Below are 26,464 nucleotides of genomic sequence, written 5' to 3'. Positions count from 1 at the left end.
GTGCTTACCCCTGGTAGGGCTTTGCGCTTTTAATGACAACCTCAATGTCACGACCGTTGGGGGCAGTGTAGGCGGTCGATTCGCCGACTTTGCGCCCATTGATTGCGCTCCCGAGCGGAGACTGCTCTGAGTAGACGTCAAGGTCAGTGGTGTCGGCAATTTCGCGCGACCCTAGCAAGAAGGTCATTTCGTCGCCAGCAACGTCAGCAACAACGATCATTCCAGGTTCAACCACACCGTCATCGGGTGGCGTGCCGATCCGGATGTTGCGGAGTTTTTCCTCAAGTTCGTGGATTCGGGCTTCGTTTTTGCCCTGCTCTTCGCGGGCGGCGTGGTAGCCACCATTTTCCTTCAGATCACCTTCATCGCGGGCTTGGGCAATGCGGTTGGTGATCTCCTGGCGAGCGGGCCCGCTCAGGTGGTCGAGCTCAGCGCGAAGGCGGTCATAAGCCTCCTGGGTGAGCCAGGTGACGTTGGCCTCAGTCACAGGTCGCTCCTTCCGTCATGGGGGCGCACACGCGCCCATGAAAATACTGGTCAGTGGTACGGCTTTCAGTAATTGACACAAAAAGAATGTGCCCCCGTGCGCTGCCGAGTGGTCGCGTGCCGACAAAATCGGACGGATACACATCGCGAGGCTGCGCTCGTGGGCATCTCAAGGTCATGTCCACGCAGAGATGCGTGTACTGAATAACCCATTATAGCAAGACTCGCGATGTGCGGGAGAAGTGGGGGGTATCAGTCTGACGCGGGCAGGTCGGTTGAGTTCGGGTCGACGGCGCTGCAGGATGTGACCACTGCTGTCACAGCTGTTTCGGTGGTGCGGATGTCGGTGCTGAATCGTTGCTCAAACACCTCAGCTGGACCGATGAGCACATTCTTTGTCCCTACTTGTGCGTAGGACTCGTTGAGTGCGTCCAGGACACACAAGACGGTGACGTCTTGAGGTTTCGCCACATCGAAGGTGATGGTGATGGACTCAGAACTGGTGACGGAGAAGCCCACTTCTTTCCCACGAATGGTGGGGGCACCCCAGGCATACCAGGCTGCCACACCAATAGCAACGAGAAGCGCGGCCACGCCTAGTGCGATAGCGAACGCCCGGCCGCGTGGGGTGAGTGAGCCAGATGGTCCTGCAGGGGACGTGGGAGCAAGAACAGGGTCTTCCTCATCGAGTTCGTAGACCTCGAAGTCCTCAGTACTCACTGTTCCCCTCACTTTACGTGACGCAGATGACGCCGTGCGGGCCGGCATCGTGGAATCCGCTCACCGCATCCCAGTGTTCTATCTATTATTGTCGATCATGGGTGGCGGTATGTGTTGCCATCCACGATAGGAGGAAAACTGTGTCCACGTCGCCACTGCGTCTGATGGCTGTCCACGCTCATCCCGATGATGAATCGAGTAAAGGCGCCGCAACAACGGCCCGTTATGCTGCACAGGGTGTTGAGGTTCTTGTCGTGACGTGTACGGGTGGTGAACGGGGTAGTATCCTCAACCCCCATTATGGCGAAGTCGTGGCGGAACCTGAACAGATGAACGCGATTCGTCAGGTAGAGATGCGTCACGCTGCTCAGGCGTTAGGTGTGTCGCACCGGTGGTTGGGGTTTATCGACTCAGGGTTGCCTGAGGGGGACCCGTTGCCGCCGTTGCCACCGGGCTGTTTTGCCTTGGAACCGTTGGATGTGCCAACGCGGGCGCTAGTCGAGGTGATGCGGGAGTTTCGTCCGCATGTGGTGACTACGTATGACCCGTCAGGTGGGTATCCGCACCCAGACCACATCCGCTGCCATGAGGTGTCATGGGCGGCATTTCACGCGGCCGGAGATGCAGACGCATTTGTGGGAACTGGTGAGCCGTGGCAGCCGTTGAAGTTGTATTACAACCACGATTTTTCGATGAATAGGGTGTCCACTTTGCACCGGGCGATGATCGATGCAGGGCTTGAGTCGCCGTATGGTGGCTGGGTAGAGTCGCGTGAAGCGCGTGAGATTCCCGAGCGTCAGGCCACAACCCGGGTGGAGTGCGCTGATTTTTTTGACCACCGTGACGCGGCGTTACGTGCGCATGCTACCCAGATTGACCCGCAGGGCTTTTTCTTTGCGGTTCCACGTGAGGTGGAACGTCAGGTGTGGCCGGTGGAGGAGTATGAGCTGGCTGTGTCCCATGTACCAACGTCCGTGCCCGAAGATGATCTCTTCGCAGGTATCCGCAACGACTGAGAGGACTTGTCATGGCGATTGTGCTTTCGTGGCAGGGCGATGTTCCTAGTGCTGTGATCGTTTCGGAGGGGCAGGCTAGCGCGCCGGAGTCCACTGCTGAGACGGTGGAACCGGTACCTGGTGCGTCCACAGGACCGGAGGTGCTGCGTCCTGGACTGAAGGAAACCGATGTGTCACCTGGGTTGGTGGGGTTCCTTGCGATTTTTGCGGTGGCTGTGGCGGTGACTGGGTTGTTTCTGTTGTTGTCCCGTCAGATCCGCCGGGTAACTCACTCTTCTGGTCATGAGACAAAGGTGACTGCGGTGTTTGATGGTCCAGCGCCGACGCGAGGGAAGCGAACCTCACCGCCTTCTCAGTCAGGTGATGACACGTCTGCGACGCCGTGACGTCGACTGTGGGGCTCAGGGTTGGCGCGGGGCAGCTTATGGCTGCTGCGGACCACGAGGTGATGCGTGCTCAAGTGCGGGAGTGTCTTGATGATGCACGCGACCAAGGGGTTGACCTGCTGGTGTTGCCGGAGTACTCCCACTATTACGACCCGCGCGGGGTGCCTGCTCACGCGGCGGAACCACTTGATGGCCCGTTTGTGCAGTTGCTAGCGCGGTGGACTGCTGATGCGTCCGTGACTGTGGTGGCAGGGCTCACTCGGCCGGCGCATCGGCATCCGGTGAACACGCTGGTGGTGGTTGCTGAGGGTGCGGTACAGGCCACCTACGACAAAGTGCACCTGTACGATGCGTTTGGGTATCGAGAGTCGGACCACCTGGAGCAGGGGGATGTAGCGCAAGAGGGCGTTTTTTCGGTGGGGGAGTTCTCCGTGGGGTTGCAAACGTGTTATGACCTGCGCTTTCCTGAGCTGACCCGGCGGCGTATCGATGCGGGCGCTGACATTGTCGTGAACCCGGCTGCGTGGGTTGCTGGGCCAAACAAACTGCATCATTGGCGGACGCTGCTGGCTGCTCGTGCGATCGAGAACACGGTAGTGATGGTCGGTGCGGCACTGGATGGTCGTGGCGTGTGTGGGGATACGCGCATTGTTTTTCCTGATGGCACCACTGCTGTTGGTGCCGCGCATGGACGTCATGTGGTGTCAGTGGAAGTGACACGCACACTGATTGCCGATGCGCGGGAACGGAACCCGTCGTTAAGTAACCGGGTGTATTGAGCCTTAGCGCAGCGCGAGGACTGCGATGAGGACAGCCACGTAGTGGCAGAAGAACCCGATCACGGTGAAGACGTGGAATATTTCGTGGAACCCAAACCAGAGTGGGCTGGGGTTGGGGCGTTTGAGGCCGTAAACCAAGGCCCCGAGGGTGTAGGCGAGTCCGCCGCCTGCGACGAGCCAGACAACAGCGGGGCCACCACTGGTCCAGAAGTTGGGGAGGAACCACAGGGCGACCCACCCCAGGGCAATGTAGATGGGAACGTACACCCAACGGGGCGCGCCTAACCAGATGATCCGTGCAGCCAGTCCAAGCAGTGCCCCACTCCAGACGACAATGAGGAGGATTGTGGCGGTGCTTTGGGGGAGGAGGATGACTGCTAGTGGGGTGTAGGTTCCCGCGATGATGAGGAAGATGTTGGAGTGGTCCCACCGCCTTAGTGCAGCAAGGACAGCTGGGCTCCAGTTACCGCGGTGGTAGACGGCTGATGTGCCAAACAGGAGCCAGGATGAGACTGCGAAGACTGTTGCGGCAACTTTGGGGGCAGTAGCGGGGGCCAAGACGATGAGGAGGATCCCTGCAGCAAGTGCGAGGGGAAAAGTTCCTGCGTGGATCCAGCCACGAAGCTTGGGCTTCATGGCGTTGAGTGCGTGACTGACCTGGTCGGCGGCTTTTTCGGCGGCGAGACTCGCTTGGCGGGCTGCTTCTTGTGCGTGGTGGCTGGCGTCAAAGGGTTGCCGCCGGGCGGGAGGTGGGGTGTCAGCCATGGGGTCTCCGTGGGGCGGGTCGTCGTGGTTGGTGTTGTTATTCGTCATGTTGGTGTCACTCATCCTTACCTACGGTAGCGTAACCTACGCCGGCGTAGGTTGTCATCGTGTGAAGATTCCGATAACAATTTCCGGGGTATTCCCGCGAACGTCACAGTAAGTGGACACACTCCTTTACTCTGGTAAGGGCGCTCGCCCCAAGTCCGATGAAAGGCACCGTCGACGTGAAGCTCGAGCAATTCCTCTACTCGCTGTACGAAGAGCGTATAGCCAGACGGCTGCCCCCGCAGACCATTCCTCGCCATGTCGGTGTCATTCTCGATGGTAACCGCCGCTGGGCAAAGTCCTTTGGTGAACCCGCCGCCACCGGGCACCGGCGCGGCGCAGACAAAATCGCCGATTTTCTCACCTGGAGCGAAGAGCTTGGCGTCGAGGTGGTGACCCTGTGGATGCTATCCACCGATAACCTGCACCGCCCAGCCGAGGAACTGCACGCACTGCTTTCTATCATTTCCGATGCGGTACGTGAGCTAGCCAACGAAGGCCGATGGCGCCTGCGGGTCGTTGGGAAGCTTGACCTTCTGCCCGACGATCTTGCGCGCGACCTGCGTCGTTATGAAGAATCCACTCGACACATCGACGGACTTCACGTCAATGTGGCCATTGGATACGGTGGTCGCCACGAAATAGCTGACGCCGTGAAATCACTTCTGCACACCTACGACGAACAAGGCCTCAGTCTGGCAGATGCGATGAGCCGGATGTGCGTTGACGACATCGCCAACCACCTCTACACCAAAGGGCAGCCTGACCCTGAACTTGTCATTCGTACCTCCGGTGAACAACGCCTCGGCGGATTCCTCCTGTGGCAATCCGCGCACTCAGAATTCTACTTCTGTGAAGCCTTCTGGCCCGATTTCCGGCGCGTTGACTACCTGCGAGCGCTGCGCGCCTTCTCCACCCGGGAACGCCGACTCGGACGATAATGGCGATGCTCTAGCAGGGGCATCGGTCGACGCATACTGACATTCTGACGGTCTGCCGTAACAAAATCACACAACCTTTGGGTGAGAAGTCCCAATTATCGCCGCCGTGATCGCGATAAGAGTGACACCATAGGAGAGTGCGAAGCCTCTCCCCATATGATGCCGTCCTGTTGTACTCCTTTGGTGGCCCCAACCACCCTGAAGACGTCGTTCCTTTCCTGCGCAATGTCACACAAGGCAAAGGAATCCCCGACGAGCGTCTCGCGGAAGTGGGACAACACTATTACGGTTTTGGTGGCAAAAGCCCCATCAATGAGCAAAACATCGCCCTGAAAACCGCGCTCGAGAAAGAACTCGCAGCACGCGGCCATACCATCCCCATCGTCTGGGGTAACCGCAACTGGGAGCCCTACACCAACGACGCACTGACAGAGCTTGCGGAACACGGAGCCCGCCGAGCAGCCATGCTCATCACTTCCGCTTACGCGTCTTACTCCGGCTGCCGCCAATACCGCGAAGACATGGCCGTTGTTCAACAACGCCGCGGCGACATCGACGACAACGGGAACCTCACCGAGGACGCCACCGTCTTTGACAAAGTTCGGGTGTACTTCAACCACCCAGGGTTTATCACAGCCAACACCGACGCGGTTGCCCACGCATTGGCGAACCACGATCCCAACACGCACATCGTCTATGTCACCCACTCCATTCCTGACGCGATGGAACGTGCTTCAGGAGCCCACCACAGCGCCAGCTACAGCGCGCAACACCTCGCCGTCGCCCGCGAAATCAACTCACGCCTCACCGCCGAGGCGCACCACGGGATGACAGCAGCACGAACGCCCGACGCTCCCTGGAGCCTCGCCTACTGCTCTCGTTCTGGCCCACCGCATCAACCCTGGCTCGAACCTGATATCAACGACCACCTCGAAACGCTCGCCGACCAAGGTGTCACATCCGTTGTTATCGCGCCCATCGGATTCATCTCCGACCACATGGAAGTCATCTACGATCTCGACACTGAAGCGCTCGCCACCTGCGAACGCCTCGGAATCGCTGCGACCCGCGCCGCAACCGCAGGTACCCACCCTGCCTTCGTTTCCGGTCTGGTTGACCTCATCGAAGAACGCGCAGCCCTCGCGCGCGGGGAACACATCACCGAAGTCACCACAACCGACGTACCTGCTTTCCCCTCCCCGTGCCCCGCAGCTGGCTGCCTGCAGGTTCACGACAACCCCAGCGGGACCCCAGCAGTCGCCGGAGAAGACGCACCACGCTGCCGCTAGCACCTAGTAGTACCGCCTGCCAGTTCCATATGGAGCCAACAACCACCAAGAAGAGAGCACGATGTCTGCAGTTGATCACGATGCCATCAATTCCACTGTCCGCTACACCATGTGGTCGGTCTTTCAACTCGCCACAACCCTGCCCGACAATGCCACCGAACGTCGCGCACTCATCGATGACGCGCTCACTGCCGTCGGAGGCGCATCAGTAGGAATCGAGACAGACCTCACCGTCCGTGGGTGGTACAACATTTCAGGTATGCGCGCCGACGCTGACCTCATGGTGTGGTGGCACGGGGCGAGCATCGAAGACGTCCAAGGCGCCTACCAACGACTACGAGCAAGCGAATTTGGTCGCTGCCTCGAACCAGTCTGGTCCAATGTGGGACTCCACCGAGCCGCAGAATTCAACCGGGGCCACGTCCCCGCCTTCATGGCTGATGAAACCCCAGGACAATACATTTGTGTCTACCCATTCGTGCGATCCTACGAGTGGTACATTCTCGACCCTGCGGAGCGCAGCAGGATGCTCCGCGAACACGGGGAAGCCGCAGCAGACTACGCTGATGTTCGGGCAAACACAGTCTCCGCGTTCGCGCTCGGCGACTACGAATGGCTCCTCGCGTTTGAAGCTCCCCAACTCGACCGCATCGTTGACCTCATGCGCGACCTCCGGGCAGTGGACGCACGGATGCACGTCCGCGAAGAAGTCCCCTTCTTCACCGGGCCGCGCATCGACCTGCACGATTGGGCTGACAGTCAGCCCACATCCGCCTACGGAGAATAAACTGCTCACCTCGACAGTGAGCACGATCAACTCGTGCCCACTGTCGAGGTGTGAATTGGTCAAAGGACCTGGGGCACTATCACAGTAAGTCGCACGTGATCGTCACTCTGGTTCCACCCAGGTCACGAGGCGCCCACTCGATGTCGCCCTGCAACTCATTACTGACCAAGGTTCGCACAATGGTGGTACCGAGACCGGACGAAGGCGAGCCTGAGTCACCTAATCCCATACCGTCGTCGAGGACGTCCACACGCAAATGCTGCCCTGTGCGTTCCGCCCGGATCTCTACTGTGCCACCAGTTTGCCCAGACAAACCATGCTCCACCGCGTTGGTCACCAACTCAGTGAGCACCAACGCAAGTGGGGTCGCTGTTTGCGCCGGAATCAGCCCGAACTCACCACGCTGAATCGTGCGGACGGACACACCAGCAGAAGCAACATCGGCTGCGAGCCGTAAAGCACGCCCCACCATGACATCAAACTCAACTTCTTCATCAAGGGTCTGTGACAACGAATCATGCACCAGCGCGATCGTCGACACCCGGCGCATCGCTTCCTCGAGCGCCTCACGGGCCTCCGGAACTGTCATCCGTCGAGCTTGCAGACGCAACAGGGCAGCCACGGTTTGCAAGTTGTTCTTCACACGGTGGTGAATTTCGCGAATCGTGGCGTCCTTGGTAATTAACTCACGCTCTCTGCGGCGCAGCTCAGACACATCACGACACATCAGGACTGCACCGATTCGCTCATGGTTTTCCATCAACGGCACTGCGCGGACCGACAAACACACACCTTTAGACTCGATGTCAGTTCGCCACGGGGCGCGTCCCATCATGACCAATGGCATGGACTCATCAACAGGGACTTTGTGTTCAATGAGGTCAGCGGTGACCTCAACCAACGATTGCCCCACCAGGGGCCCCAGCACGCCGAGCCGGTGAAAGCACGATAACGCGTTAGGGCTTGCGTAGAGAACATCCCCCTCAGCATTGAGCCGCAACAACCCGTCACCCACCCGCGGAGCTCCACGCCGTGACCCAGTTGCCGCATCGGGGTGAGGGAATTCGGATGCCGCAATCATCGTCATGAGGTCGTCGGCGGCTTCCACATAGTTCATTTCCATGCGTGAAGGTGTACGACCTGCACCTAAGTTTGTTTGGCGGGCAACAACCGCAATGGTGTGGCCGTGGCAGTTCACTGGCACCGCTTCTTCGCGCACTGCGTAGGTACCAAACCAGCGCGGTTCGCGGGAGCGTTGGATGGACTCCTCGACGAGTGCTTTCTCTAATTGGGAACGCACCGTGTCGGGCGCCATTGTGCCCACAATATCGTCATAATGGACTGTAGCCCCTGTTGATGGGCGGCACTGGGCGAGGGCAACAAAATTGCCGTCGTCTGTAGGAAGCCACAGGACCAGGTCAGCGAACGCCAAGTCGGAAATGAGTTGCCAATCGCCCACAAGGAGGTGGAGCCACTCCACTTGGTGAGGTTCAAGGTAGCCGTAGCGTTCGACGAGGTCGCTGAGAGTTGACACAGAATAAGCCTAGACTGAGTTGTTGTCACTGTGCGGGTGACATGACGATGAATGAATCGAGGAGATCATGGAATTCACCACACAAGTGGCCTTGCCTGTCAGCGTGGACCGTGCCATGGAATTGCGCACGGATGAATCACTGTTACGCAAAGCGGCAGAGCGTGTGAATGCGGATCTCATCAGCATTTCAGTCGTCCCTGTTGAGGGTGGGGCATTCACTATTGAACAAGTACGCCGGGTGTCCAGTGAGTTGTTGCCTGGAGCGATGCGCGGTTTTGTTCCTGCTCAGGTTGACATTGTTGTCGTGGAAGCGTGGGCGGAAAAGTACCCCGATGATGACACTCGGATTGGGACATTTGCGATTCGGGCTGGCGGTGTTCCGGTGGTGATGAACGGGAAAGTTACGCTTCAACCACGGGGTGAGACTTGTGAAATTGTGTGGATGGGTGATGTGACAGCCTCGGTTCCGTTGTTCGCTGACATGGTGGAACGGGCGGTTCGTGACGTTGTGGTGGCAACAATTCATGATGAGGCAGCGGCTTTTGCAGACATGGTGTAGTCAGTCGGAGAAGCGTGGTCTGTGGTTCTGGGCGATGTGCGAGGCAGACTGACCTCATGTCATGATGTAGTCAACCCGGTGGGAACGTTCCCACCGGGTTGTTGTGTGACGGGGCGTTGACGCCGCGCCAGTCGCTTTTCATGAGGTTACAAAATGATTACGGTTGTGTAACCTTCGTGGCTCGCATAGGTGTTTGACCTGTAGTGATGCCGCATCTGACCGTGATTCAACCGATCGGTAGGGAAATGCGTGCTTGACAGGTGGAAACGCTCCCACGCATGATTCAGGGGAACGGTGGGAGCGCTACCAGAACGATCTGGAAGCACCCGCCCTGCGACCAGTCACGGACACCGTCTGGTTGCAGACAACCAGCACAGGCACGGCCCCGCCGTGTTCGTTGACAAAGGAGTCCTCGAATGATCCGCACTACCCGCACGCGCCGGTTCACGGCAGCTGTCGCAGGTGTCTCCGTCCTCGCACTCGGCCTCGCTGCGTGCTCTGGAGACACCGAACCAAACGACAACGAAACAACAGGGGGCGGCGACGCATCGGGTGAGCAAATCACACTGACCATCGCTACCTTCAACAACTTCGGCTACACCGACGAACTCCTCCAGGAGTACACAGACCTCAACCCCAACGTGAAGGTTGAGCAAAACGTTGCAGCCAAGTCAGACGACGCCCGCCTCAACCTGACCACAAAAATGGCAGCAGGCGGCACCGGTCTTGCTGACATTGAAGCAATCGAGATCGACTGGATGCCAGAACTCGAGATCGTCAAGGACAGCTTCGCTGACCTCGAAGGAGTCGAAGGCATTGACGGTCGTTGGCTCGACTGGAAAGAAGCACAAGGGCGCACCACCGACGGCAAGCTCATTGGTTACGGTACTGACATTGGCCCACAGGCTATCTGCTACCGCTCCGACCTCTTCGAAGAAGCTGGCTTCGACGGATCCCGTGAAGCTGTCGCCGACATGATCGGTGGAGATGGCGCAACCTGGGACTCCTACTTCAAAGCCGGTGAAGAATTTGCCGCGAAGTCAGACGTCCCATGGTTTGACTCCGCAGGCGCGATCTGGCAAGGCATTGTCGCACAGATTCCAGAACCTTACGAAAACAAGGCAGACGGAACTGCCAAAGATCTCGCACAAAACACCGAGATCAAGGCGGCCTACGACCAGGTCACTGCTGCATCAGAGAAGCTTTCAGCAGGCTACGAGCAGTGGAGCGAAGACTGGAATGCTGCATTCCAAAACAACGGTTTTGCTACCATGCTGTGCCCAGCTTGGATGACCGGCCCCATCGAATCGAACTCCGGTGGTGTTGAAGGATGGGACGTTGCTGACGTCTTCCCTGGTGGCGGTGCGAACTGGGGTGGCTCGTTCCTCACCGTTCCTGCAGCTGGTGAACACGTCGAAGAAGCAAAGAAACTGGCTGCATGGTTGACGGCACCAGAACAGCAAATCAAAGCCTTCAACAACGCAGGAACCTTCCCAAGCCAGGGCGAAGCACTGTCGGCCCCTGACCTTCTGGAAGCCACAAACGACTTTATGAGTGGCGCCCCTGTCGGTCAGATCTTCTCCAACCGTGCTCAGAACATTGACGCATCGACCCTGCCATACAAAGGCCCCAACTACTTCAAGATCAACTCGACAATCTCAGACGCTCTCAAGCGTGTTGATGTTGAGCAGTCAGACGATGCAGCAGCGTCATGGGACAAGGCAGTCTCAGCGTTCAACGAACTCGGGGTGATGTGATCCCGATACCGGGTTCACACGATTCACCTCCTTGAGTGTGAATCAAAGCCTCATCGGTGATAGCGCCGGGAGTCGCGGCGACGCGATTCCCGGCGCTCACTGTGAGACCACCAGAACGACACATCCGCCGTCGTATGACGCAACGCATCTCGAAGGACATCATGGCTGTGCAGTCACCACCACAAGCGCCACGGGCAAAGTCGAGCCCGGATCGGCGACCCACTCGCATCGCGTTCAGCCAACGGCTTGGACGCTGGGACGTGAAGGTGTCACCCTACCTTTACATTTCCCCGTTCTTCATCCTGTTTGCGATCACAGGACTGTTCCCCCTGCTGTATACGGGGTACATTTCCGTTCACCAGTGGCACACCTTGGGCGGGCAAGGCGACTTTGTCGGCCTTGAGAACTTCGCGGCCGTGTTGGATCAAACGTCCTTCTGGAAAGCGCTTCGCAACACGTTCTCCATCTTCCTGCTGTCCTCCGTGCCGCAGGTAATCGCTGCCATTATTATCGCCGCGATCCTCAACGCGAACCTTCGCGCAAAAACTTTCTGGCGCATGGGTGTGCTCTTGCCCTACATCGTGGCGCCCATTGCGGTTGGTCTGATCTTCGGTCGAATTTTTGCTGACCAGTACGGTCTTGCGAACGGGCTGCTTGATCTGTTGGGGATGGGGCCCATCCGCTGGCACTCTGATGTCATCCCGTCGCACTTTGCCATCGCTACCATGGTGAACTTCCGGTGGACCGGTTACAACACGCTCATCTTCCTCGCGGCTATGCAGGCGATCCCCTCTGACTTGTATGAGGCCGCGATCATTGATGGTGCTGGCCGTTTGCGTCAGTTCTTCTCCATTACGATCCCGCAGCTTCGCGCGACCATCATTTTCGTCGTGATCACCTCCACGATCGGTGGATTGCAAATCTTCGATGAGGCACGGGCGTTCGACACGCAAGGTACTGGTGGTGCCGATAAGCAGTGGCTCACCTTGACCATGTACATTCACGAGCTCGGTTGGGGTAACCAACTCAACTTTGGGCGAGCTGCGGCTGTGGCGTGGTTGCTCTTCCTCATCATTGTCGTGATCGGGATCATCAACTTCTTCATCACCTCAAAAATTTCGACCTCCGGCAGCCGAACACCTAAAAAGGTCAAGAAGGGAGTCAAGCGATGACTTCTCCGACATCACTTCCTGTTATTGCTCAAACGTCAGGGAAGGCAGCTGCTGAGTGGCAACGCAAACGTCGGCGTGTCTCCGTGGGCGGTACCCAGCGCCGACCTGGATGGGTGACTTACCTCCTGTTGAGCCTGGTGATCCTCATCTCGATTTTCCCGCTGTACTACGTGGTGCTGTTGGCTTCCTCGGACCAGGTCACGATTTCTCGATCAATCATCCCGTCATGGATTCCGCAAGGAAACTTCTTTGAGAACATCGACAAAGTCTTTAATGGCGCGATCCCTGTTCTTAAAGGTTTCACGAACTCGCTGATCATCGCGGTGATTCAGTCTGTTTCTGTGGTGATTTTTTCCACTCTTGCTGGGTACTCCTTTGCGAAGCTCAGCTTCCGTGGTCGTGGGCCACTGCTCGTCTTTGTGATCGCAACAATGGCCGTCCCTGTGCAGTTGGGTGTGGTTCCGCTCTTCATCGTGATGTCCCAACTTGGCTGGTCAGGAAAGATCATTGCGGTGATTGTGCCGGGTCTTGTCACTGCCTTTGGTGTGTTCTGGATGACGCAATACCTCGAGAATGCGTTGCCCTATGAGTTGGTGGAAGCCGCCCGCGTGGATGGTGCTTCCATGATCCGCACATTCTGGCATGTCGCGGTACCGGCAGCCCGCCCAGCAGCGGCCATGCTTGCGTTGTTCACATTTATTGGGTCGTGGGTCAACTATTTCTGGCCGTTCATTATTTTGAACCAGCAGAACCCCACATTGCCTATGGTGACGAAGCTGTTGCAGTCTGGGTACCACACTGATTACTCGCTCATTATGGCTGGTGTGGCAATTTCGACTGCACCACTACTCGTTTTGTTCTTCCTCGCCGGACGTCAACTCGTTGCCGGTATTATGCAAGGAGCTGTGAAGGGATGACATCCTTTTCTTACACCCCGCCCACTGACCGTTCCGTCACCTTCCCCGATGGTTTTTTGTGGGGAGCAGCAACGGCCGCCTACCAGGTGGAGGGCGCAGCTCATGAAGATGGGCGCCGCGATTCCATTTGGGACACTTTCTCCCGAGTTCCTGGTGCGGTCCTCGATGCGCACAACGGTGATGTCGCTTGCGATCAATACCACCGATATGCCGATGACGCGAAGTTAATGGCTGACCTTGGTATCCAAACCTATCGGTTTTCCACGTCGTGGGCTCGGGTACGACCTGATGGGGTCAGCGGTCCGGAAGGCGTGAATGCGCAGGGGCTGGATTACTATTCGCGACTTGTTGATTCCTTGTTGGACAACAACATTTTGCCGTGGCTGACGCTGTACCACTGGGATCTTCCTCAGGCGTTAGAAGATCAAGGCGGCTGGGCAAACCGCGACGTCGTGGACTTGTTTGTCGAGTATGCGATGACGGTTCATGACGCGTTGGGTGACCGGGTCCGGGTGTGGACAACGTTGAATGAGCCATGGTGCTCATCGTTCTTGTCCTACACGGCGGGAGTTCATGCCCCTGGGCGTACCTCGCCAGCTGATGGGTTGGCTGCAGCGCACCACCTTCTTCTTGCACATGGTAAGACCATCCAAGAGTTGCGGTCAGCAGCCCCTGACGCTGAGCTGGGTATCACACTGAACTTCACGGTTCCAGACCCGGTTGACCCGTCAAACCCTGATGATGTTGATGCGGCTCGCCGAATTGACGCTCAGTTTAACCGCGTGTTTGCTGATCCGATTTTCCGTGGCGAGTATCCTGCTGATCTGTTGGAGGACCTAGCCGCAGTGGGTTTGCGTGAGGGCTTTGACAAGGTCGTTCACGATGGTGACTTGGAGATTATTTCCACTCCGATCGATGCGTTGGGTGTGAATTACTACCATGGCGAAGCGAACTCGAAGACTCCGCCACCTGATTCGCTGGTTGGCGATGCGCCAGTGGAACGGGAGACTCGTTCTCCGTACCCTGCGGCGGATGGTGTGTACGTGCACCCTCGTGGGTTGCCGGTGACGGACCAGGATTGGGAGATCCAACCTGAAGGGTTAACTCGTTTGTTGCGACGTTTGCACGCGGAATACACCGGGCCAGCAGGTGTCAAACTGTACATAACGGAGAACGGTTGCGCGTTTGATGATGTGGCAGATGACAATGACTTTGTGGATGACCAGAACCGGTTGAACTTCTACGATCTGCACCTACGTGCTGTCCATGAAGCGATTGAGAGTGGTGTCCCGGTTCACGGGTATTTCGCCTGGTCGTTGCTGGACAACTATGAGTGGGCGTGGGGTTACCACAAGCGTTTTGGGATCGTGCGAGTGAACTACGAAACCCTGGAGCGTACGGTGAAGGCCTCTGGTGAGTGGTACCGCACTGTTGCCACAACGAATACGGTCCCAGCACGGTAGGGGTTGTCCCGCATATACTGCCTCGGGGAGAGGTAGTCGAGAAGAGGGCACAAAAAGTGATGAGTAACCGTATTCCCACGCTGGAAGAGGTGGCACTCGCTGCGGGTGTGTCCCGCTCGACTGCGTCACGCGCTATTAATGGCGGTTCGAAGGTCTCTCCTGAGGCTCAAGCGGCAGTTGATGCTGCGATCGCCCGGTTGGGGTATATCCCCAACCGGGCGGCACGCTCGTTGGTGACGCGTCGGACTGAGTCGATCGCGTTGGTGGTTCCTGAACCCGATGTTCGGGTGTTGTCTGACCCGTTTTTCGCCGCGACGATACGGGGTATCAACTCGGCGTTGAAAGAGTCTGATATTCAGCTTGTGTTGCTGATATCTCAGCCGGGTGATTCGTCTGCCCGGATTTCACGTTATCTCATGAATGGTCACGTGGATGGGGCGATTGTTGTGTCTCACCACCGCGAAGATCAGCTGGAAGAGTTGGTGTTGAAATCGCGGTTGCCGTCTGTTTTTGTGGGTCGCCCTTTTTCGCGTGCCTCTGAATTAACTACTGTCGACGTGGACAATGTGGCCGGTGGGCGTGTTGCGACTGAACATTTGTTGTCGCGGGGGTGTCGTCGTATTGCTCATATTTCTGGTCCTTCTGACATGACTGCGGGGGAAGACCGGGCGAGTGGGTGGCGTCAGGCTTTGGCTGCCGCGGGTGTTGCGCCAGGTCCTGTGCGTGGGGGTGAGTTCACCTCGGTGATGGGGGTGGCTGCGATGGAAGACATCCTTGCGGAGGATCCCAGTATTGACGCGGTGTTTGCTGGGTCGGACTTGATGGCTGTGGGGGCGTTACGGGTCCTTGAAAAGCATGGCAGGCGCGTCCCTGAGGATGTTGCCGTGGTGGGGTATGACGATTTGGGGGTAGCGGCGACAGCGATGCCACCTTTGACGACGGTGGTCAACCCCGTGTCGGAGATGGCGAAGTGGGCGACTTCTGAGCTGTTGTTCATTCTTGGTTACATTACTGCTGATGAGCGGCATGCTGGTTTGGATACGGCTGGTGTCGTGCGTGAAGGCAACATGATTGTGTTACCCACTGTTCTTGTGGAACGCGCTTCAAGTTAATGCGGTGTGGGCCTGAAGGTGGCTCGCTGTTGTGTGACGCTGTCTGATAGAGCAACGACGTGCGGCCTCCCCGATGACCGGGGAGGCCGCACGTCGTTGCTCTGCGTGTTAGCTCGCGCGACGGGCGCGTGCTGTGCGTCGTTTCAGGGCGCGGCGTTCGTCTTCGGAAAGCCCGCCCCACACTCCGGCGTCTTGACCGGACTCAATAGCCCACTTGAGGCAGGTGTCAACGACGTCGCACCGACGGCAGACGGCCTTTGCCTCTTCGATCTGGAGTAGAGCCGGACCTGTGTTCCCGATGGGGAAGAACAGTTCTGGGTCTTCGTCCAGACACGCGGCACGGTGGCGCCAATCCATTGCAACTCCTTGGGCAGGTAAAGACCACTCAACACCTGATGGAAGTGGAGTGGTCCGGAAAGAAAACGGGAAACACGTCCTCACTAGGTTCACACTTTCTTTGGTGGGGGCACAAGGGTTCGTGGGAGGAATTATGTGAACGCTCCGTGAGGTTTTGGTCACAGCGGTGATCAATGGTATAGAGTCCCCGTGCATTTGTCCTGATCAGTAATAACGTATCCATTAGGTGCTTGACGGAATGCTGTTTTGTGTGTAAACAAATTGTTTCGATCTCGGCATATGGTCAATCAATGCGGCAGGGTGAATAGTCTGCATTGTTTTTGCTTTCGGGCGGTGTTATGTGCTTGACGTGCAGGGTGCCCGGTAGGCTAGTGCGCATGCCCCCTGCCACGTCTGCGCCGTCATGGTGGCGCACCCCGCGTCCTGGTCTTGTCGTTGCTCTTCTCATCGCTACAGGGCTCGAAGCGCTGGCTTTGTGGGGGTACACAGCGATCGGCGCGGTCTCCCTCATGACAGGCGGCGCTGAACATGTGGGAATCGCTGTGGCATTGCTCGTGTGCTCCGCAGGCGGCGCAGCCTTGATGACGGCGAGCGTCAAAGCGCTTGGCTATGCCCAGGCGTGGTCTCGAGGTCCACTTATCACCATCCAGCTTCTTGCGATTCTTGTCGGGGTTTCTCTTCTCCAAGCTGGAGTGACAGCCACTGGGGTCACGGTCATTGTGTGGTGTGTGCTGGTCTTAGTGCTGTTGTTTTCCTCTGAGGTCACACGGTTCACAGGGATGCGCGGACCAGAATCGCGTCAGGGCCCCACACCTGGTTGATGTGAGGCCCCTCCGTGCGCTGTGGACAATTCAGCGCATCATTCCACTGCAAGCGCTGCAACGGGGGAGGTGCGTGCTGCACCGCGTGCAGGGACAACTGAGGCGAGCAGTCCAGCTCCGATCGACACAGCCATAATGAGGACGATGTCCCAGATTCGCACCGTAAAGATGGGGGTTGCGAATCCACCGAAGAGGAGTTGCGCCCCTAACCATGCGTACAGCGCGCCGACAAGCACTCCGACGAACGCCCCAATTCCTGCGATGAGCATTCCCTCGATCCCCAGCGAATGTCGAAGTTGTCGTTTGGACATTCCCACAGCCCTCAAGGTGGCTGATTCGCGTCGCCGTTCAATGACAGAGAGAGACAGTGTGTTGGCAACACCGATGAGTGCAATGAGGACGGCGACACCAAGCAGGCCCACCAGGACAAGAAGCATCACGTCAATGGCCTTTTGATAGAACTCGCGTTCAAGGACGAGCCCGGTCACGCTGACGTTGTCTTCGCCGAAGTAGTCACGGACGGCGTTCATGGCGTCGCCAGCATTGTTCACGTCGTCAACCTTGATGAAGAAGGTTGCCGTGGGGTGGGTGTCCCCGGTGGGATCTGACGCGAGGATCGCATCAAGGTCAGTGTCAGTGATGATCCCGTAGCTATGCCCAAACCCTTTGGCGATAGTCAGACTGTGCGCGTTGCTGTAGCCAGGCTGTTCCGCAGCGGGAGGGAGGTCTCCGGCGTCATTCGACGTGGGAGCAACCCAGAACGATGCGGTGTCCTTGACGTGTGTGGCGTCATCCCATGCCCCAAGCAGATACGTACCTTCTGTGACCATCGCAGCCAGAGAGGGGTCACGAAGCGCTGCCCTGAACTCGTCAGGGTTCACCGCGGTCACTTGACGGTTGGGGTATCCGTCGCTGTTCTCGCCGGGGAACTCTGATGCGAGTGCCACGTTGCGTCCATACGCAACCGTGTTAATCCCATCAATTGCTTGTAGGTCGCGCACAGTGCGTTCCACATCCGCGTCTGAGGCGATGGTGTTGTCACTGCCCCACGTTTCCGCGATCGCATCCACAGGGAACTGGTTGTCCAGTTCTGTATTCATCGTGGCGCGGGTTGTTGCGGCCCCTACTGACAGCATGGCAACCAGGGTGACTCCAATGAACAAAGCCGTCGATGTTGCTGCTGTGCGCCGTGGGTTGCGCATCGTGTTCGCACTGGCAAGTTTCGCTGGCGCCCCCAGCTTGTTGAACAGGTTGCCCACTGTGGACACAACCTTGGGCATCCACAGCATCGAGGAGGTGATGAGTCCAATGAAGGTGAGTGCCCCGCCAAGGATCCCCACAGCGACAAGAGGACCAAGTTCGGTGGAATCCTTTGCCATCACGAGAGAACCAGCAAGCAAAGCGCCCCCACCAACAGTCAACAGCCCAGAGGTGATGAGTCGCAGAATCCCCACGCGGCGACCACCTTCGCCCGCTCCTTCTTGTGGGCGAAGTGCCGCGAGCGGAGAAACTTTTGTGGCGATGCGTGCGGGAACCAGAGCGGCAAGAACCGTGACCAGGGTACCCACAACAAGAGGAACCCACACGGCTGTCAGCGGGATCGTGACCGTGTCCGGGATTGACGTGGACACCTCAAGCTGAGTCAACACCAGCAAGACACCCTGGACCAGGCCAATGCCTGCGAGGATCCCAGCCAGGGACGAGGCCACGCCCAAAAGTGTTGCTTCGACAAGGACAGAATTTCGGATCTGCTTCCGGTTCGCTCCCACACACCGCAGCAACGCCAAAGTGTGTGCGCGTTGTGCCACCAACACCTGGAACGTATTAGAGATCACCAGCCCAGCAACAAACAGAGCGATCGCGGCGAACATCAACACGATCATCGTCATGATGTTGGCTTGACCGGTCAACGAACTCAGTTGCTGTTCCGCATACTGGTCGATCGTCAATACTGGACGTCCATCGACCGACCCAGCCAGCGCATCGGCAATAGTGGCAGGAACAGCATCGTCGTCCACTGTGAACATCAATGTCGAGAACGGTGCATCACTGTCGTCACCGGCAGCATTTAGAATCAGCTGGAGGGTTCCTGGGGTCATCAAAGCGCCCCCACCTGTGGCGACAAACGCCCCCGACGGGTCGCTCGTTGTTCCGGTGACCGTCAACGACACACCTGATGAGGTGTCATCACCACCAAGCATGGTGATGGTGTCTCCGTCAGAGACCTCCAACCGTTCCGCAATGTTGGCGTCCAACGCCACCTGGCCATCCTGGGTTGGGACAGCCCCTGTGTCCAGATGAGGAACCACAAGTCGGTCATCTTCAGAGGTAAAGGTGGGTTTCACATAGTCGGACTTTTGCCCAGCAGTCACCTGGAACCAGTACGCGGACGTGGCCGACACAGTGGCCACCCCCTGCGTGCTAGCAACCGTGTAGAGGTCATCTTGGGTGAGCGGTTCATTGACCCATTCCCCAGAGTCCTTCTGGTAGTCGCCCAGGACCACCATGTCAGAGTCGCCAAACTCCGTGGTCATGGCGTTGGTGGACGTTGCCACCAGCAACTGGCCGGCAACAAAGGTCGCCGCAACAAACGCGGTTCCAATGAGAATTGCAATCCCTGCAGCCGTTAAACGGCCCACGTTCTTGCGCATTTGATAAAGCGTGACTTGTAACATGAGTGATCTGCCCTCACACTGCCGTTGCGGAATAGGTGCGCAACGCGTCAAGACCTGCAAGAACTGACTCAGGTGTCGGTTCGTGGATGTCGCCGGCGATTTGCCCATCAGCAAGAAGAACAACGCGATCAGCGTAGGCGGCTGCACCTGGGTCGTGCGTCACCATAATGATCGTGCGCCCAAGTTCGCGCACTGAGGTTCGCAGGAATGACAGCACTTCAGCACCGGAACGAGAATCCAAGTTCCCGGTCGGTTCGTCAGCGAAAATCACGTCAGGTTTCGTGATGAGTGCCCGCGCGATTGCGACACGCTGCTGCTGACCACCGGAGAGTTCGGAGGGGCGGTGGTCCAGGCGGTCAGACAGTCCCAGAGTTTCAGCGAGTTGGTGCAACCATGCTCGGTCGTCAGCGGTGATTTTTTTGTTTGCCAACGTCAAGGGCAAGAAAATGTTCGCTTCAGCGGTGAACATGGGCAGCAAGTTAAATGACTGAAACACGAACCCCACCCGGTCACGCCGCAGCATGGTGAGTTGGTCGTCGTTGAGGGCTGTCACCTCAGTGTCACCCAAGTAGGCGTGCCCTGATGAGGCGGAGTCCAACCCGGCGAGCAAGTGCATGAGGGTGGACTTTCCCGAACCAGACGGACCCATAATGGCTGTGAACTGGCCAGCAGAAAAATCGATATCCACACCGTCAAGAGCCTTGACGACAGAACCGCCGTGCCCGTAGTGCTTTGTTAACCCGCGGGCCGACACCGCGATCTGTGAACTGTGCGTATGTGACGCAGACATTCGTGCTCCTTGCGCGTAGGACTGTGACTGTCGAGGCACCATGCCCGACTACCTTCCACACTAGGAACCGCACCCTTTGTTGCGCGTCGCGCCTAGGGCGCTTTCTCGCCGCCGGGTTCTCCCACTACGGTCGCACCTGACTCCACTTCCCGATGCGCCCCTGGGGGGACGTTACCCTGATCAGCCCTGTGGTTACTCGCCTGGGCGGACCAGACCGTTCTCGTAGGCTGCGACCACAATTTGCACCCGGTCTCGGGCGCCGAACTTTTGCAGGATGCGACCAACATGGGTTTTCACGGTGGCTTCTGCGACAAAAAGTTCCCTGGCGATCTCAGTGTTGCTTTTCCCTTTGGCGATGAGCAGCATGACGTCGCGTTCACGGTCGGTGAGACTAGCGATGGTGCTTGCTTGCGGCGAGGATTCCAGTGTTTCGGTAGGAAGTGGGGTGATCATGCGACCGAGGAGCCGCTTGGTGGTGGATGGTGCGATGACGGCGTCCCCCGAGTACACGGTGCGGATGGCGTTGAGCATTTCTTCTGGTGGAGCATCTTTGAGGAGGAAACCGGAAGCGCCAGCGCGGATGGCTTCGAGCGCGTACTCATCAAGGTCGAATGTGGTGAGGATGATGATCCGTGGTGCGGTGTCTGGGCGGGTTCGTGTCCAATGCTCAACGAGTTGGGCGGTGGCGGCGAGGCCGTCTAGTTCTGGCATGCGGATATCCATCAGGACGACGTCCACGTCGAGGTTGCGCAGGGTGTCGAGTGCGCTGCGCCCGTCGCCTGCTTCAGCGACAACGGTCAGGTCGGGTTGTGATCCGATGACCATGGAGAATCCTGCGCGCAGGAGTTGTTGGTCGTCGACGATCGCGACTTTGATGTCGGGTTGGGTGATCATGGGTTTGATGTTACTGGGCGTTGTCGGGCAGGGGGAGCGTCAGCGACACTCGGAACCCACCTCCGGGGCGTGGGCCGGTAGTCACATCGCCTCCAAAGAGGGCGGCGCGTTCGCGCATACCAAGCAGGCCCATACCTTGCCCGTCGTTGGCTGCCGCAACACCGCGACCGTCGTCTTCGATGGTCAGGGTCAGGGAGGTGGCTGCCCAGGTGATGTGGACGGTGACTGTGGGGTCGGGGCCAGCATGTTTGAGAATGTTTGTCAGTGCTTCTTGGCACACCCGATACACAGTAAGACCCGCTCCTGGGGGCAGGGTGCGCGGTTGGCCCATCCGGATGAGGGATACCCTGACTCCCGATGCGCGGATCTGGTTGACCAGGGATTCCAGTGATTCTTCGGCTGGTTGTGGGGTGAGTTCCCCCAGGGATGTGCCGGCGCCTGGTGGGCTATCGCCTTCGCGTAGTACACCCAAGAGACGGCGCATATCGGCAAGGGCTGCTCTGCCTGTTTCGGCGATGGTGGTCAGTGCAGTTGCCGCGAGGTCGGGATTCGTGGCGGCAGCATACCGACCGCCGTCGGCTTGGGCGATCATGACAGAGAGGGAGTGGGCAACAATGTCATGCATCTCGCGGGCGATGCGGGTGCGCTCAGCGACTGCTCCGAGTTCTTTTTGGCGGTCTTGTTCGGATTCTAGGGCTCTGTTGCGGTCAGAAAGCGCACGGATGTGTGCGATGCGCGCTCGGCGCATGAGTCCTAATGACCACACAGCGAAAAACAGTAAACTCAATGTAAAGAACAGGAAGACGATGGTGGCAAACCGATCGCGTCCGTCAGCCATGAGAAACGCAAAAAAGCTAGCCCCCAAAAATGACGCGACAAGTGCCACGCGATGCCCCCATACGGGGCCATGAGCTGCAGTGTTGTACAGCGCTATCGGCACGGCGACAACTGCCGCTGGGGGGAGAGGCGGCCCCAGAAGCATGTGCAAAAACGCGACGGTAAAGACTAAAGCGACTACCGGGACCGGGTATCGATGCCGGAGCGCAAAAGGGGCGAGCATGAGAAACGCAAAAACACCCGACCACGCCCCAATAGTGTCGAACCCAAAAAACCATTCACTGCCGCGCCCTGTGGCTACAGCAAGGGGAACCCCAATGAGGAGGACAACACCGGTGATTGCAATATCGAGCCGGTCACGATTCTCATCACTCCACTCACCATAGCGCGTGTACCAATCCATGTGACCACTGTACGGTTGGTCACCTCCACGACGGATCATCCTGCGGTATTCCCCTGACAACGCGCCGCACAAAGACGGTACGCACACAGAGCGCGACATCTTCTTGGGACTTCAATAACAGCCAACATGCCAATTCATGACCTAACATAGGCACATGACCCACGTTTTGTTGGCAGAAGACGACCCAGCGATCTCTGAGCCGCTCGCCCGCGCATTGGGGCGCGAGGGGTACAACGTCGTCGTGCAGGGGACCGGTCAAGGAGCAATCGATCACGCGGGTGCCGCTGATCTTGTCGTTCTTGACTTGGGGTTACCTGACATGGACGGTTTGGAGGTTGCCCGCGCAATCCGACAGAAGGGACTCACCACACCTGTTCTTGTCCTGACAGCCCGAGCAGACGAAGTTGATCTTGTTGTCGGTCTCGATGCCGGAGCAGACGACTACGTCACCAAGCCTTTCCGCCTTGCTGAGCTCCTTGCCCGAGTGCGGGCACTACTGCGCCGCACCCATGGCGACCCCACCGAATCTGAAGAAATCACAGCACAGGACGTCAAAGTCGATGTCGCCGCCCACCGCGCATTCCAAGACGGGCGGGAACTCCATTTGACCACCAAAGAATTTGAACTTCTGCGCGTTTTGGTGTCGCAAGCTGGTTCTGTCGTTGGACGAGACATTCTTATGCGTGAGGTATGGGGATCAGAACCAATTGGTTCCACCAAAACGCTCGACATGCATGTGTCGTGGTTGCGCCGCAAACTCAATGATGACGCGAACAACCCGCGTTACATCACCACCGTGCGTGGGCTAGGTTTTCGGTTCGAGGCCAGCCACTGAGCTGTTGCATGAGTGTGTGCTCGCAAGTCGAACACACAGGGAACGAGGGGTGACAGCGCGTGCGTAGACGACTCATTATGGCAACGGTGTCAGCCGTCGTCATGGCAGTCATCCTGTTGGGATTCCCGCTCGCGTTTTTCGGCGGCTACTACGTGTTTGAAACTGAACTACGGGAAGTGAACCTGCGGCTTGGTGGGTTAGCACGGCAAGTCGAAAACCGGGTGCAACGTGGTGAGGAGTTAGACCAGGATTTCCTTGACCGGTATGTCGGCGGTGAGGGCAGCGCCATGCAGGCACACGTGCGTGTCATTATGCCCACCGGTGAGAATGGTGTGGCGGGGGATCCCATTGAGGGGCGTGTCTTGCGGGCCTCCGAATTGACTGGATCGAATGCACTGGTCACTCTCGAAGTGTCGTACTGGGATGTCGTGGGTCGCTCTGCGCAAGTGGTGGTTCTTGTGATCGCTGCTGCTCTGGTGGCCTTCGGCGGTGGCATCATCATGGCGGTGTGGCAAGCGAACCGTTTGTCGGCACCGCTTGTCTATTTAGCGGCGTCTGCGGAACAGCTGGGGTCGGGGCAGGTGCGTCCTCAACTGGAAGAGTCTGGTGTTGAAGAAATTGATCTTGTCGCTGCTGAACTTGCCCGATCAGCGGATCGACTAGCCGGGCGTATTGCTGCCGAACGGCAGTTCGCCTCCGATGCTTCGCATCAACTGCGAACACCGTTAACGGCGCTCATGATGCGCCTTGAAGAGATTCAGATGCTGTCCGATGACAACCCTGACGTTCAAGAGGAAGCACGGATCTCACTGGAACAGGTGGAACGCCTCGTGGGAACTGTGGATGACTTGTTGGCCCGGTCACGACGCTCCTCTGGGGGAACTGCGGAAGCGATTTCTCTCCGCGAAGTGATGCAACAACAAGAGGAAGAGTGGGAGCCAGTTTTTGGAAAAGCTCATCGAGACCTTGCGGTGATCCAAGATGGTGAACTCACTGTGTTTGCAACCCCTGGTGCTTTGGCTCAGGTGCTTGCGACTCTCATTGAAAACTCCTTGAAGCATGGTGGTGGGAAGACAACAGTGCATGCCCGCCAACAAGGCCCACGAGGCGCTGTTGTTATCACCGTTGAGGATGAAGGTGACGGGGTGCCAGACGAGTTGGCATCAGAGATTTTTGAACGTGGGGTGACATCAGGAAATGGTACCGGGCTCGGATTACCGTTGGCCCGGGATTTGGCTGCTGCTGATGGTGCACGCTTGGAGTTATCACGACGACGACCAGCGCTCTTTACGTTGTATTTGACTGGGCTGGTGCAAACTATCGACCCGTCAACAGTGCTACCTAAAGGTGTGTATGTCTCGACGCAGCGTCGGCGGGGATTGTTCCGTCGCCGTTCCGCACCGCAGTCTTCCCCGAACTAGAGAGTAACCATCACCTGCTAGGTGATCTGGTTGGACCTGGTTGACGTCCGAGTGGTGCGGACTGTGCTGGACACTAGCGTTGTGCCAACCCAAGTGTGGGTTGCTGGCCGGTAAAGACTAGGTATTTATACGCAACGTAGCGAAACGCAGTGCCCAGCACGAGCCCTACACCGTTTGCTGCCACGTTGTCCGCCCACGCGGACTCAAACCCCAAAATGTAGCGTGAAACCCACAGGCACAGCACAGCGATGGCCATTCCACCAATGTTGACAACAACGAAGCCGGTAAATTCTCGTACTCGGGTGTGTGTGCGTTGCGCAGAAAAGGTCCATAGTCGGTTTCCCAGCCACGTCACCACCATGGCGATCGATACCGAAATGATTTTTGCCGTGACAGGTTTTCCGTCAAGTAGGGATAAAGGTCCGTACTGAAGGACATTGAAGAGACCAATGTCAACGACGAATCCGAGAGCACCAACGCTCCCGAATCGGACAAGCTCTGCACACCGCGATGCAATTGTTCGCTGGGTCTGTGACGTCTGTAACAACACCTCCACAGCCTATGCCATTCTTGTGTGTCCGCGGGAGGTGAAAGCTCTCCTCCCCGTGGACGCCGCGGTGAACTGGGGTTTCACCCGGGCTGCTGCTGCGATGAAACGTTTTGCCACCCGTTGTGCTCGCGCCAAGCGTCGGAATCACGTGGTGAGGTGAGACGTGCCCATCGTGAGGCACCGTTTCTTTCTCCACTATGTGAGAACACACAAATCAGGCGTCATAGTGCGCCTCCGTGTGCTCCCCACACCGATCCGAAAGGACACTCACGTGAGACGAATCCTGGCTCTTTGTGTCACTCTGGCGCTCCTGGTCATTCCTACTGGCAGCGTCGCTCATGCGGCGGACACCCCCTACGAACGTGGCCCTAACCCAAGCGAATCCTTGATCGAACAACGACGTGGAAATTACGACATCGCACAACGGTCAATCAGCCGCTTCAGTTCAGATGGATTCCGCAACGGAACGATCTATTACCCGACAGACACATCGGACGGAAAATTCGGCGTGATCGCTATCTCCCCGGGATACACCGCTGGGGAATCGAGCATCGCCTGGCTCGGTTCACGCATCGCCTCGTTCGGATTTGTTGTGGTCACCATCAACACCACCACCCGCTATGACCAGCCGCGCCAACGCTCTACCCAACTGCTTGCGGCCCTCGATCACGCCATGAACGACTCAGTTGTAGGGCCACTGATTGACCCAGAACGACAAGCCGTGATGGGTCACTCCATGGGTGGGGGCGGCGCACTCCAGGCCGCTGAAAGCCGCCCAGAGATCGATGCTGTTGTTGCCTTGACGCCATGGAACCTGAAGAAGAATTGGGATGGCGTCGATGCTGCGACGCTCATCATCGGTGCTGAACGCGATACCGTCGCGTCAGTCCGCACCCATTCCATCCCGTTCTATGAGTCCCTCACTCAGGCGGAACAACGTGGCTACCTTGAACTCCGTGGCGCAAGCCACTTTGCTCCGAACGTCAGCAACACCACAATTGCGAAGTACAGTATCGCCTGGATGAAGCGATACCTGGACAACGATGATCGCTATGACCAGTTCCTCAACCCTGGGCCCGCGGTGGGATACGCCTCAGGCGTGTCCGACTACCGGCTGCAATAGCACCTGATGGTGCGGTTGCCACACCTGTGG

At 57.9% G+C, this 26,464-nt stretch carries 26 protein-coding genes; 16 read left to right on the top strand and 10 right to left on the bottom strand.

Features of this window, described 5'->3' with window-relative positions:
* Positions 1–4 precede the first annotated feature (4 nt).
* Both greA and JDEN_RS13105 read right to left on the bottom strand, forming a co-directional pair.
* Positions 5–487 (bottom strand): transcription elongation factor GreA, encoded by a 483-nt coding sequence (gene greA / locus JDEN_RS09540; protein ID WP_015772164.1) that lies wholly within the window; start codon positions 485–487, stop codon positions 5–7.
* Positions 488–738: 251 nt separating this feature from the next.
* A complete protein-coding gene (locus JDEN_RS13105; RefSeq protein ID WP_049754469.1) occupies positions 739–1,206 on the bottom strand; it encodes a DUF4307 domain-containing protein in 468 nt (155 codons plus the stop codon).
* 140 nt (positions 1,207–1,346) lie between these two features.
* On the opposite strand from JDEN_RS13105, the gene mca reads away from it, so the two are divergent.
* From mca to JDEN_RS09520, 3 genes are read left to right on the top strand one after another with little or no spacing between them, the layout of a single operon-like run.
* Positions 1,347–2,222 carry a mycothiol conjugate amidase Mca gene (gene mca / locus JDEN_RS09530; RefSeq protein WP_015772162.1) on the top strand — a complete coding sequence of 292 codons (876 nt, stop codon included), beginning with the start codon at positions 1,347–1,349 and terminating at the stop codon, positions 2,220–2,222.
* A gap of 11 nt (positions 2,223–2,233) precedes the next feature.
* A complete protein-coding gene (locus JDEN_RS09525; RefSeq protein WP_015772161.1) occupies positions 2,234–2,608 on the top strand; it encodes a hypothetical protein in 375 nt (124 codons plus the stop codon).
* The gene (locus JDEN_RS09520) at positions 2,605–3,387 is read left to right on the top strand and encodes a carbon-nitrogen hydrolase family protein (RefSeq protein ID WP_015772160.1); all 783 of its coding nucleotides are present in this window, start codon (positions 2,605–2,607) and stop codon (positions 3,385–3,387) included. The genes JDEN_RS09525 and JDEN_RS09520 overlap by 4 nt, the downstream gene beginning before the upstream one ends.
* Before the next feature lie 3 nt (positions 3,388–3,390).
* On the opposite strand, the gene trhA is transcribed toward JDEN_RS09520, so the two are convergent.
* Entirely contained in the window at positions 3,391–4,215 is an 825-nt protein-coding gene (gene trhA, locus JDEN_RS09515) for a PAQR family membrane homeostasis protein TrhA (RefSeq protein WP_015772159.1), read from the bottom strand.
* 161 nt (positions 4,216–4,376) lie between these two features.
* Between trhA and JDEN_RS09510 the strand changes: the two genes are divergently transcribed.
* The 3 genes from JDEN_RS09510 to hemQ all read left to right on the top strand — a co-directional run bounded on the left by JDEN_RS09510 (position 4,377) and on the right by hemQ (position 7,214).
* A complete protein-coding gene (locus tag JDEN_RS09510; protein ID WP_041288420.1) occupies positions 4,377–5,138 on the top strand; it encodes an isoprenyl transferase in 762 nt (253 codons plus the stop codon).
* A 137-nt stretch (positions 5,139–5,275) separates the two neighbouring features.
* Positions 5,276–6,427, top strand: coding sequence for a ferrochelatase (locus JDEN_RS09505; protein WP_015772157.1), 1,152 nt, complete (start codon positions 5,276–5,278; stop codon positions 6,425–6,427).
* A 61-nt stretch (positions 6,428–6,488) separates the two neighbouring features.
* A complete protein-coding gene (hemQ, locus tag JDEN_RS09500) occupies positions 6,489–7,214 on the top strand; it encodes a hydrogen peroxide-dependent heme synthase (RefSeq protein WP_015772156.1) in 726 nt (241 codons plus the stop codon).
* Between the two features lie 79 nt (positions 7,215–7,293).
* On the opposite strand, the gene JDEN_RS09495 is transcribed toward hemQ, so the two are convergent.
* Positions 7,294–8,748 carry a sensor histidine kinase gene (locus JDEN_RS09495; protein ID WP_015772155.1) on the bottom strand — a complete coding sequence of 485 codons (1,455 nt, stop codon included), beginning with the start codon at positions 8,746–8,748 and terminating at the stop codon, positions 7,294–7,296.
* Between the two features lie 67 nt (positions 8,749–8,815).
* Here JDEN_RS09495 and JDEN_RS09490 point away from each other — a divergent pair, with 67 nt between their 5' ends.
* The 6 genes from JDEN_RS09490 (at position 8,816) to JDEN_RS09465 (ending at position 15,728) form a co-directional block, all read left to right on the top strand.
* The gene (locus JDEN_RS09490; protein ID WP_015772154.1) at positions 8,816–9,307 is read left to right on the top strand and encodes a DUF2505 domain-containing protein; all 492 of its coding nucleotides are present in this window, start codon (positions 8,816–8,818) and stop codon (positions 9,305–9,307) included.
* Between the two features lie 416 nt (positions 9,308–9,723).
* Positions 9,724–11,064, top strand: coding sequence for an ABC transporter substrate-binding protein (locus tag JDEN_RS09485; protein ID WP_015772153.1), 1,341 nt, complete (start codon positions 9,724–9,726; stop codon positions 11,062–11,064).
* Positions 11,065–11,225: 161 nt separating this feature from the next.
* Positions 11,226–12,236 carry a carbohydrate ABC transporter permease gene (locus JDEN_RS09480; protein WP_041288419.1) on the top strand — a complete coding sequence of 337 codons (1,011 nt, stop codon included), beginning with the start codon at positions 11,226–11,228 and terminating at the stop codon, positions 12,234–12,236.
* Positions 12,233–13,153, top strand: coding sequence for a carbohydrate ABC transporter permease (locus JDEN_RS09475; RefSeq protein WP_015772151.1), 921 nt, complete (start codon positions 12,233–12,235; stop codon positions 13,151–13,153). Before JDEN_RS09480 ends, JDEN_RS09475 begins: the two co-directional genes overlap by 4 nt.
* On the top strand, positions 13,150–14,616 hold the full coding sequence (locus JDEN_RS09470; RefSeq protein ID WP_015772150.1) for a GH1 family beta-glucosidase: 1,467 nt from the start codon (positions 13,150–13,152) through the stop codon (positions 14,614–14,616). Before JDEN_RS09475 ends, JDEN_RS09470 begins: the two co-directional genes overlap by 4 nt.
* Before the next feature lie 59 nt (positions 14,617–14,675).
* Positions 14,676–15,728 (top strand): LacI family DNA-binding transcriptional regulator, encoded by a 1,053-nt coding sequence (locus JDEN_RS09465; RefSeq protein ID WP_041287901.1) that lies wholly within the window; start codon positions 14,676–14,678, stop codon positions 15,726–15,728.
* A gap of 108 nt (positions 15,729–15,836) precedes the next feature.
* Here the strand turns inward: JDEN_RS09465 and JDEN_RS09460 are convergent, their stop codons facing one another.
* Positions 15,837–16,085 (bottom strand): WhiB family transcriptional regulator, encoded by a 249-nt coding sequence (locus tag JDEN_RS09460; protein WP_015772148.1) that lies wholly within the window; start codon positions 16,083–16,085, stop codon positions 15,837–15,839.
* A gap of 377 nt (positions 16,086–16,462) precedes the next feature.
* Here JDEN_RS09460 and JDEN_RS09455 point away from each other — a divergent pair, with 377 nt between their 5' ends.
* Complete coding sequence (locus tag JDEN_RS09455; RefSeq protein ID WP_041287900.1) at positions 16,463–16,906, top strand: hypothetical protein; 444 nt, start codon at positions 16,463–16,465, stop codon at positions 16,904–16,906.
* Between the two features lie 38 nt (positions 16,907–16,944).
* Here the strand turns inward: JDEN_RS09455 and JDEN_RS09450 are convergent, their stop codons facing one another.
* The 4 genes from JDEN_RS09450 to JDEN_RS09435 form a co-directional block, all read right to left on the bottom strand.
* Positions 16,945–19,557 (bottom strand): FtsX-like permease family protein, encoded by a 2,613-nt coding sequence (locus JDEN_RS09450; protein WP_169304106.1) that lies wholly within the window; start codon positions 19,555–19,557, stop codon positions 16,945–16,947.
* Between the two features lie 37 nt (positions 19,558–19,594).
* Entirely contained in the window at positions 19,595–20,371 is a 777-nt protein-coding gene (locus JDEN_RS09445; protein ID WP_015772145.1) for an ABC transporter ATP-binding protein, read from the bottom strand.
* A gap of 192 nt (positions 20,372–20,563) precedes the next feature.
* Positions 20,564–21,265: a response regulator gene (locus JDEN_RS09440; RefSeq protein WP_015772144.1), complete on the bottom strand. Its 702-nt coding sequence runs from the start codon at positions 21,263–21,265 to the stop codon at positions 20,564–20,566.
* A gap of 10 nt (positions 21,266–21,275) precedes the next feature.
* A complete protein-coding gene (locus tag JDEN_RS09435; protein ID WP_041288418.1) occupies positions 21,276–22,505 on the bottom strand; it encodes a sensor histidine kinase in 1,230 nt (409 codons plus the stop codon).
* Between the two features lie 154 nt (positions 22,506–22,659).
* Here JDEN_RS09435 and JDEN_RS09430 point away from each other — a divergent pair, with 154 nt between their 5' ends.
* Positions 22,660–23,340, top strand: coding sequence for a response regulator transcription factor (locus JDEN_RS09430; RefSeq protein ID WP_015772142.1), 681 nt, complete (start codon positions 22,660–22,662; stop codon positions 23,338–23,340).
* Positions 23,341–23,399: 59 nt separating this feature from the next.
* Positions 23,400–24,761 (top strand): ATP-binding protein, encoded by a 1,362-nt coding sequence (locus JDEN_RS09425; protein ID WP_015772141.1) that lies wholly within the window; start codon positions 23,400–23,402, stop codon positions 24,759–24,761.
* A 73-nt stretch (positions 24,762–24,834) separates the two neighbouring features.
* Here the strand turns inward: JDEN_RS09425 and JDEN_RS09420 are convergent, their stop codons facing one another.
* A complete protein-coding gene (locus JDEN_RS09420) occupies positions 24,835–25,311 on the bottom strand; it encodes a GtrA family protein (protein ID WP_015772140.1) in 477 nt (158 codons plus the stop codon).
* Between the two features lie 271 nt (positions 25,312–25,582).
* On the opposite strand from JDEN_RS09420, the gene JDEN_RS09415 reads away from it, so the two are divergent.
* The gene (locus JDEN_RS09415) at positions 25,583–26,434 is read left to right on the top strand and encodes an alpha/beta hydrolase family protein (protein WP_143713288.1); all 852 of its coding nucleotides are present in this window, start codon (positions 25,583–25,585) and stop codon (positions 26,432–26,434) included.
* Positions 26,435–26,464: the final 30 nt, after the last annotated feature.

The organism is Jonesia denitrificans DSM 20603, assembly GCF_000024065.1.
GTDB classification, from domain to species: Bacteria; Actinomycetota; Actinomycetes; order Actinomycetales; family Cellulomonadaceae; genus Jonesia; species Jonesia denitrificans.
This window is presented reverse-complemented; position numbering and strand designations above follow the sequence as displayed.

Bases quoted from the DNA above. Each gene is read 5' to 3' on its own strand.
- JDEN_RS09435 (WP_041288418.1), bottom strand. From the start codon at position 22,505: ATGGATTGGTACACGCGCTATGGTGAGTGGAGTGATGAGAATCGTGAC.
- JDEN_RS09525 (WP_015772161.1), top strand. From the start codon at position 2,234: ATGGCGATTGTGCTTTCGTGGCAGGGCGATGTTCCTAGTGCTGTGATC.
- JDEN_RS09465 (WP_041287901.1), top strand. From the start codon at position 14,676: ATGAGTAACCGTATTCCCACGCTGGAAGAGGTGGCACTCGCTGCGGGT.
- JDEN_RS09475 (WP_015772151.1), top strand. From the start codon at position 12,233: ATGACTTCTCCGACATCACTTCCTGTTATTGCTCAAACGTCAGGGAAG.
- JDEN_RS09490 (WP_015772154.1), top strand. From the start codon at position 8,816: ATGGAATTCACCACACAAGTGGCCTTGCCTGTCAGCGTGGACCGTGCC.
- JDEN_RS09450 (WP_169304106.1), bottom strand. From the start codon at position 19,557: ATGCGCAAGAACGTGGGCCGTTTAACGGCTGCAGGGATTGCAATTCTC.
- JDEN_RS09470 (WP_015772150.1), top strand. From the start codon at position 13,150: ATGACATCCTTTTCTTACACCCCGCCCACTGACCGTTCCGTCACCTTC.
- JDEN_RS09440 (WP_015772144.1), bottom strand. From the start codon at position 21,265: ATGATCACCCAACCCGACATCAAAGTCGCGATCGTCGACGACCAACAA.
- JDEN_RS09430 (WP_015772142.1), top strand. From the start codon at position 22,660: ATGACCCACGTTTTGTTGGCAGAAGACGACCCAGCGATCTCTGAGCCG.
- JDEN_RS09445 (WP_015772145.1), bottom strand. From the start codon at position 20,371: ATGTCTGCGTCACATACGCACAGTTCACAGATCGCGGTGTCGGCCCGC.
- trhA (WP_015772159.1), bottom strand. From the start codon at position 4,215: ATGAGTGACACCAACATGACGAATAACAACACCAACCACGACGACCCG.
- hemQ (WP_015772156.1), top strand. From the start codon at position 6,489: ATGTCTGCAGTTGATCACGATGCCATCAATTCCACTGTCCGCTACACC.
- JDEN_RS09455 (WP_041287900.1), top strand. From the start codon at position 16,463: ATGCCCCCTGCCACGTCTGCGCCGTCATGGTGGCGCACCCCGCGTCCT.
- JDEN_RS09485 (WP_015772153.1), top strand. From the start codon at position 9,724: ATGATCCGCACTACCCGCACGCGCCGGTTCACGGCAGCTGTCGCAGGT.
- JDEN_RS09480 (WP_041288419.1), top strand. From the start codon at position 11,226: ATGGCTGTGCAGTCACCACCACAAGCGCCACGGGCAAAGTCGAGCCCG.
- JDEN_RS09460 (WP_015772148.1), bottom strand. From the start codon at position 16,085: ATGGATTGGCGCCACCGTGCCGCGTGTCTGGACGAAGACCCAGAACTG.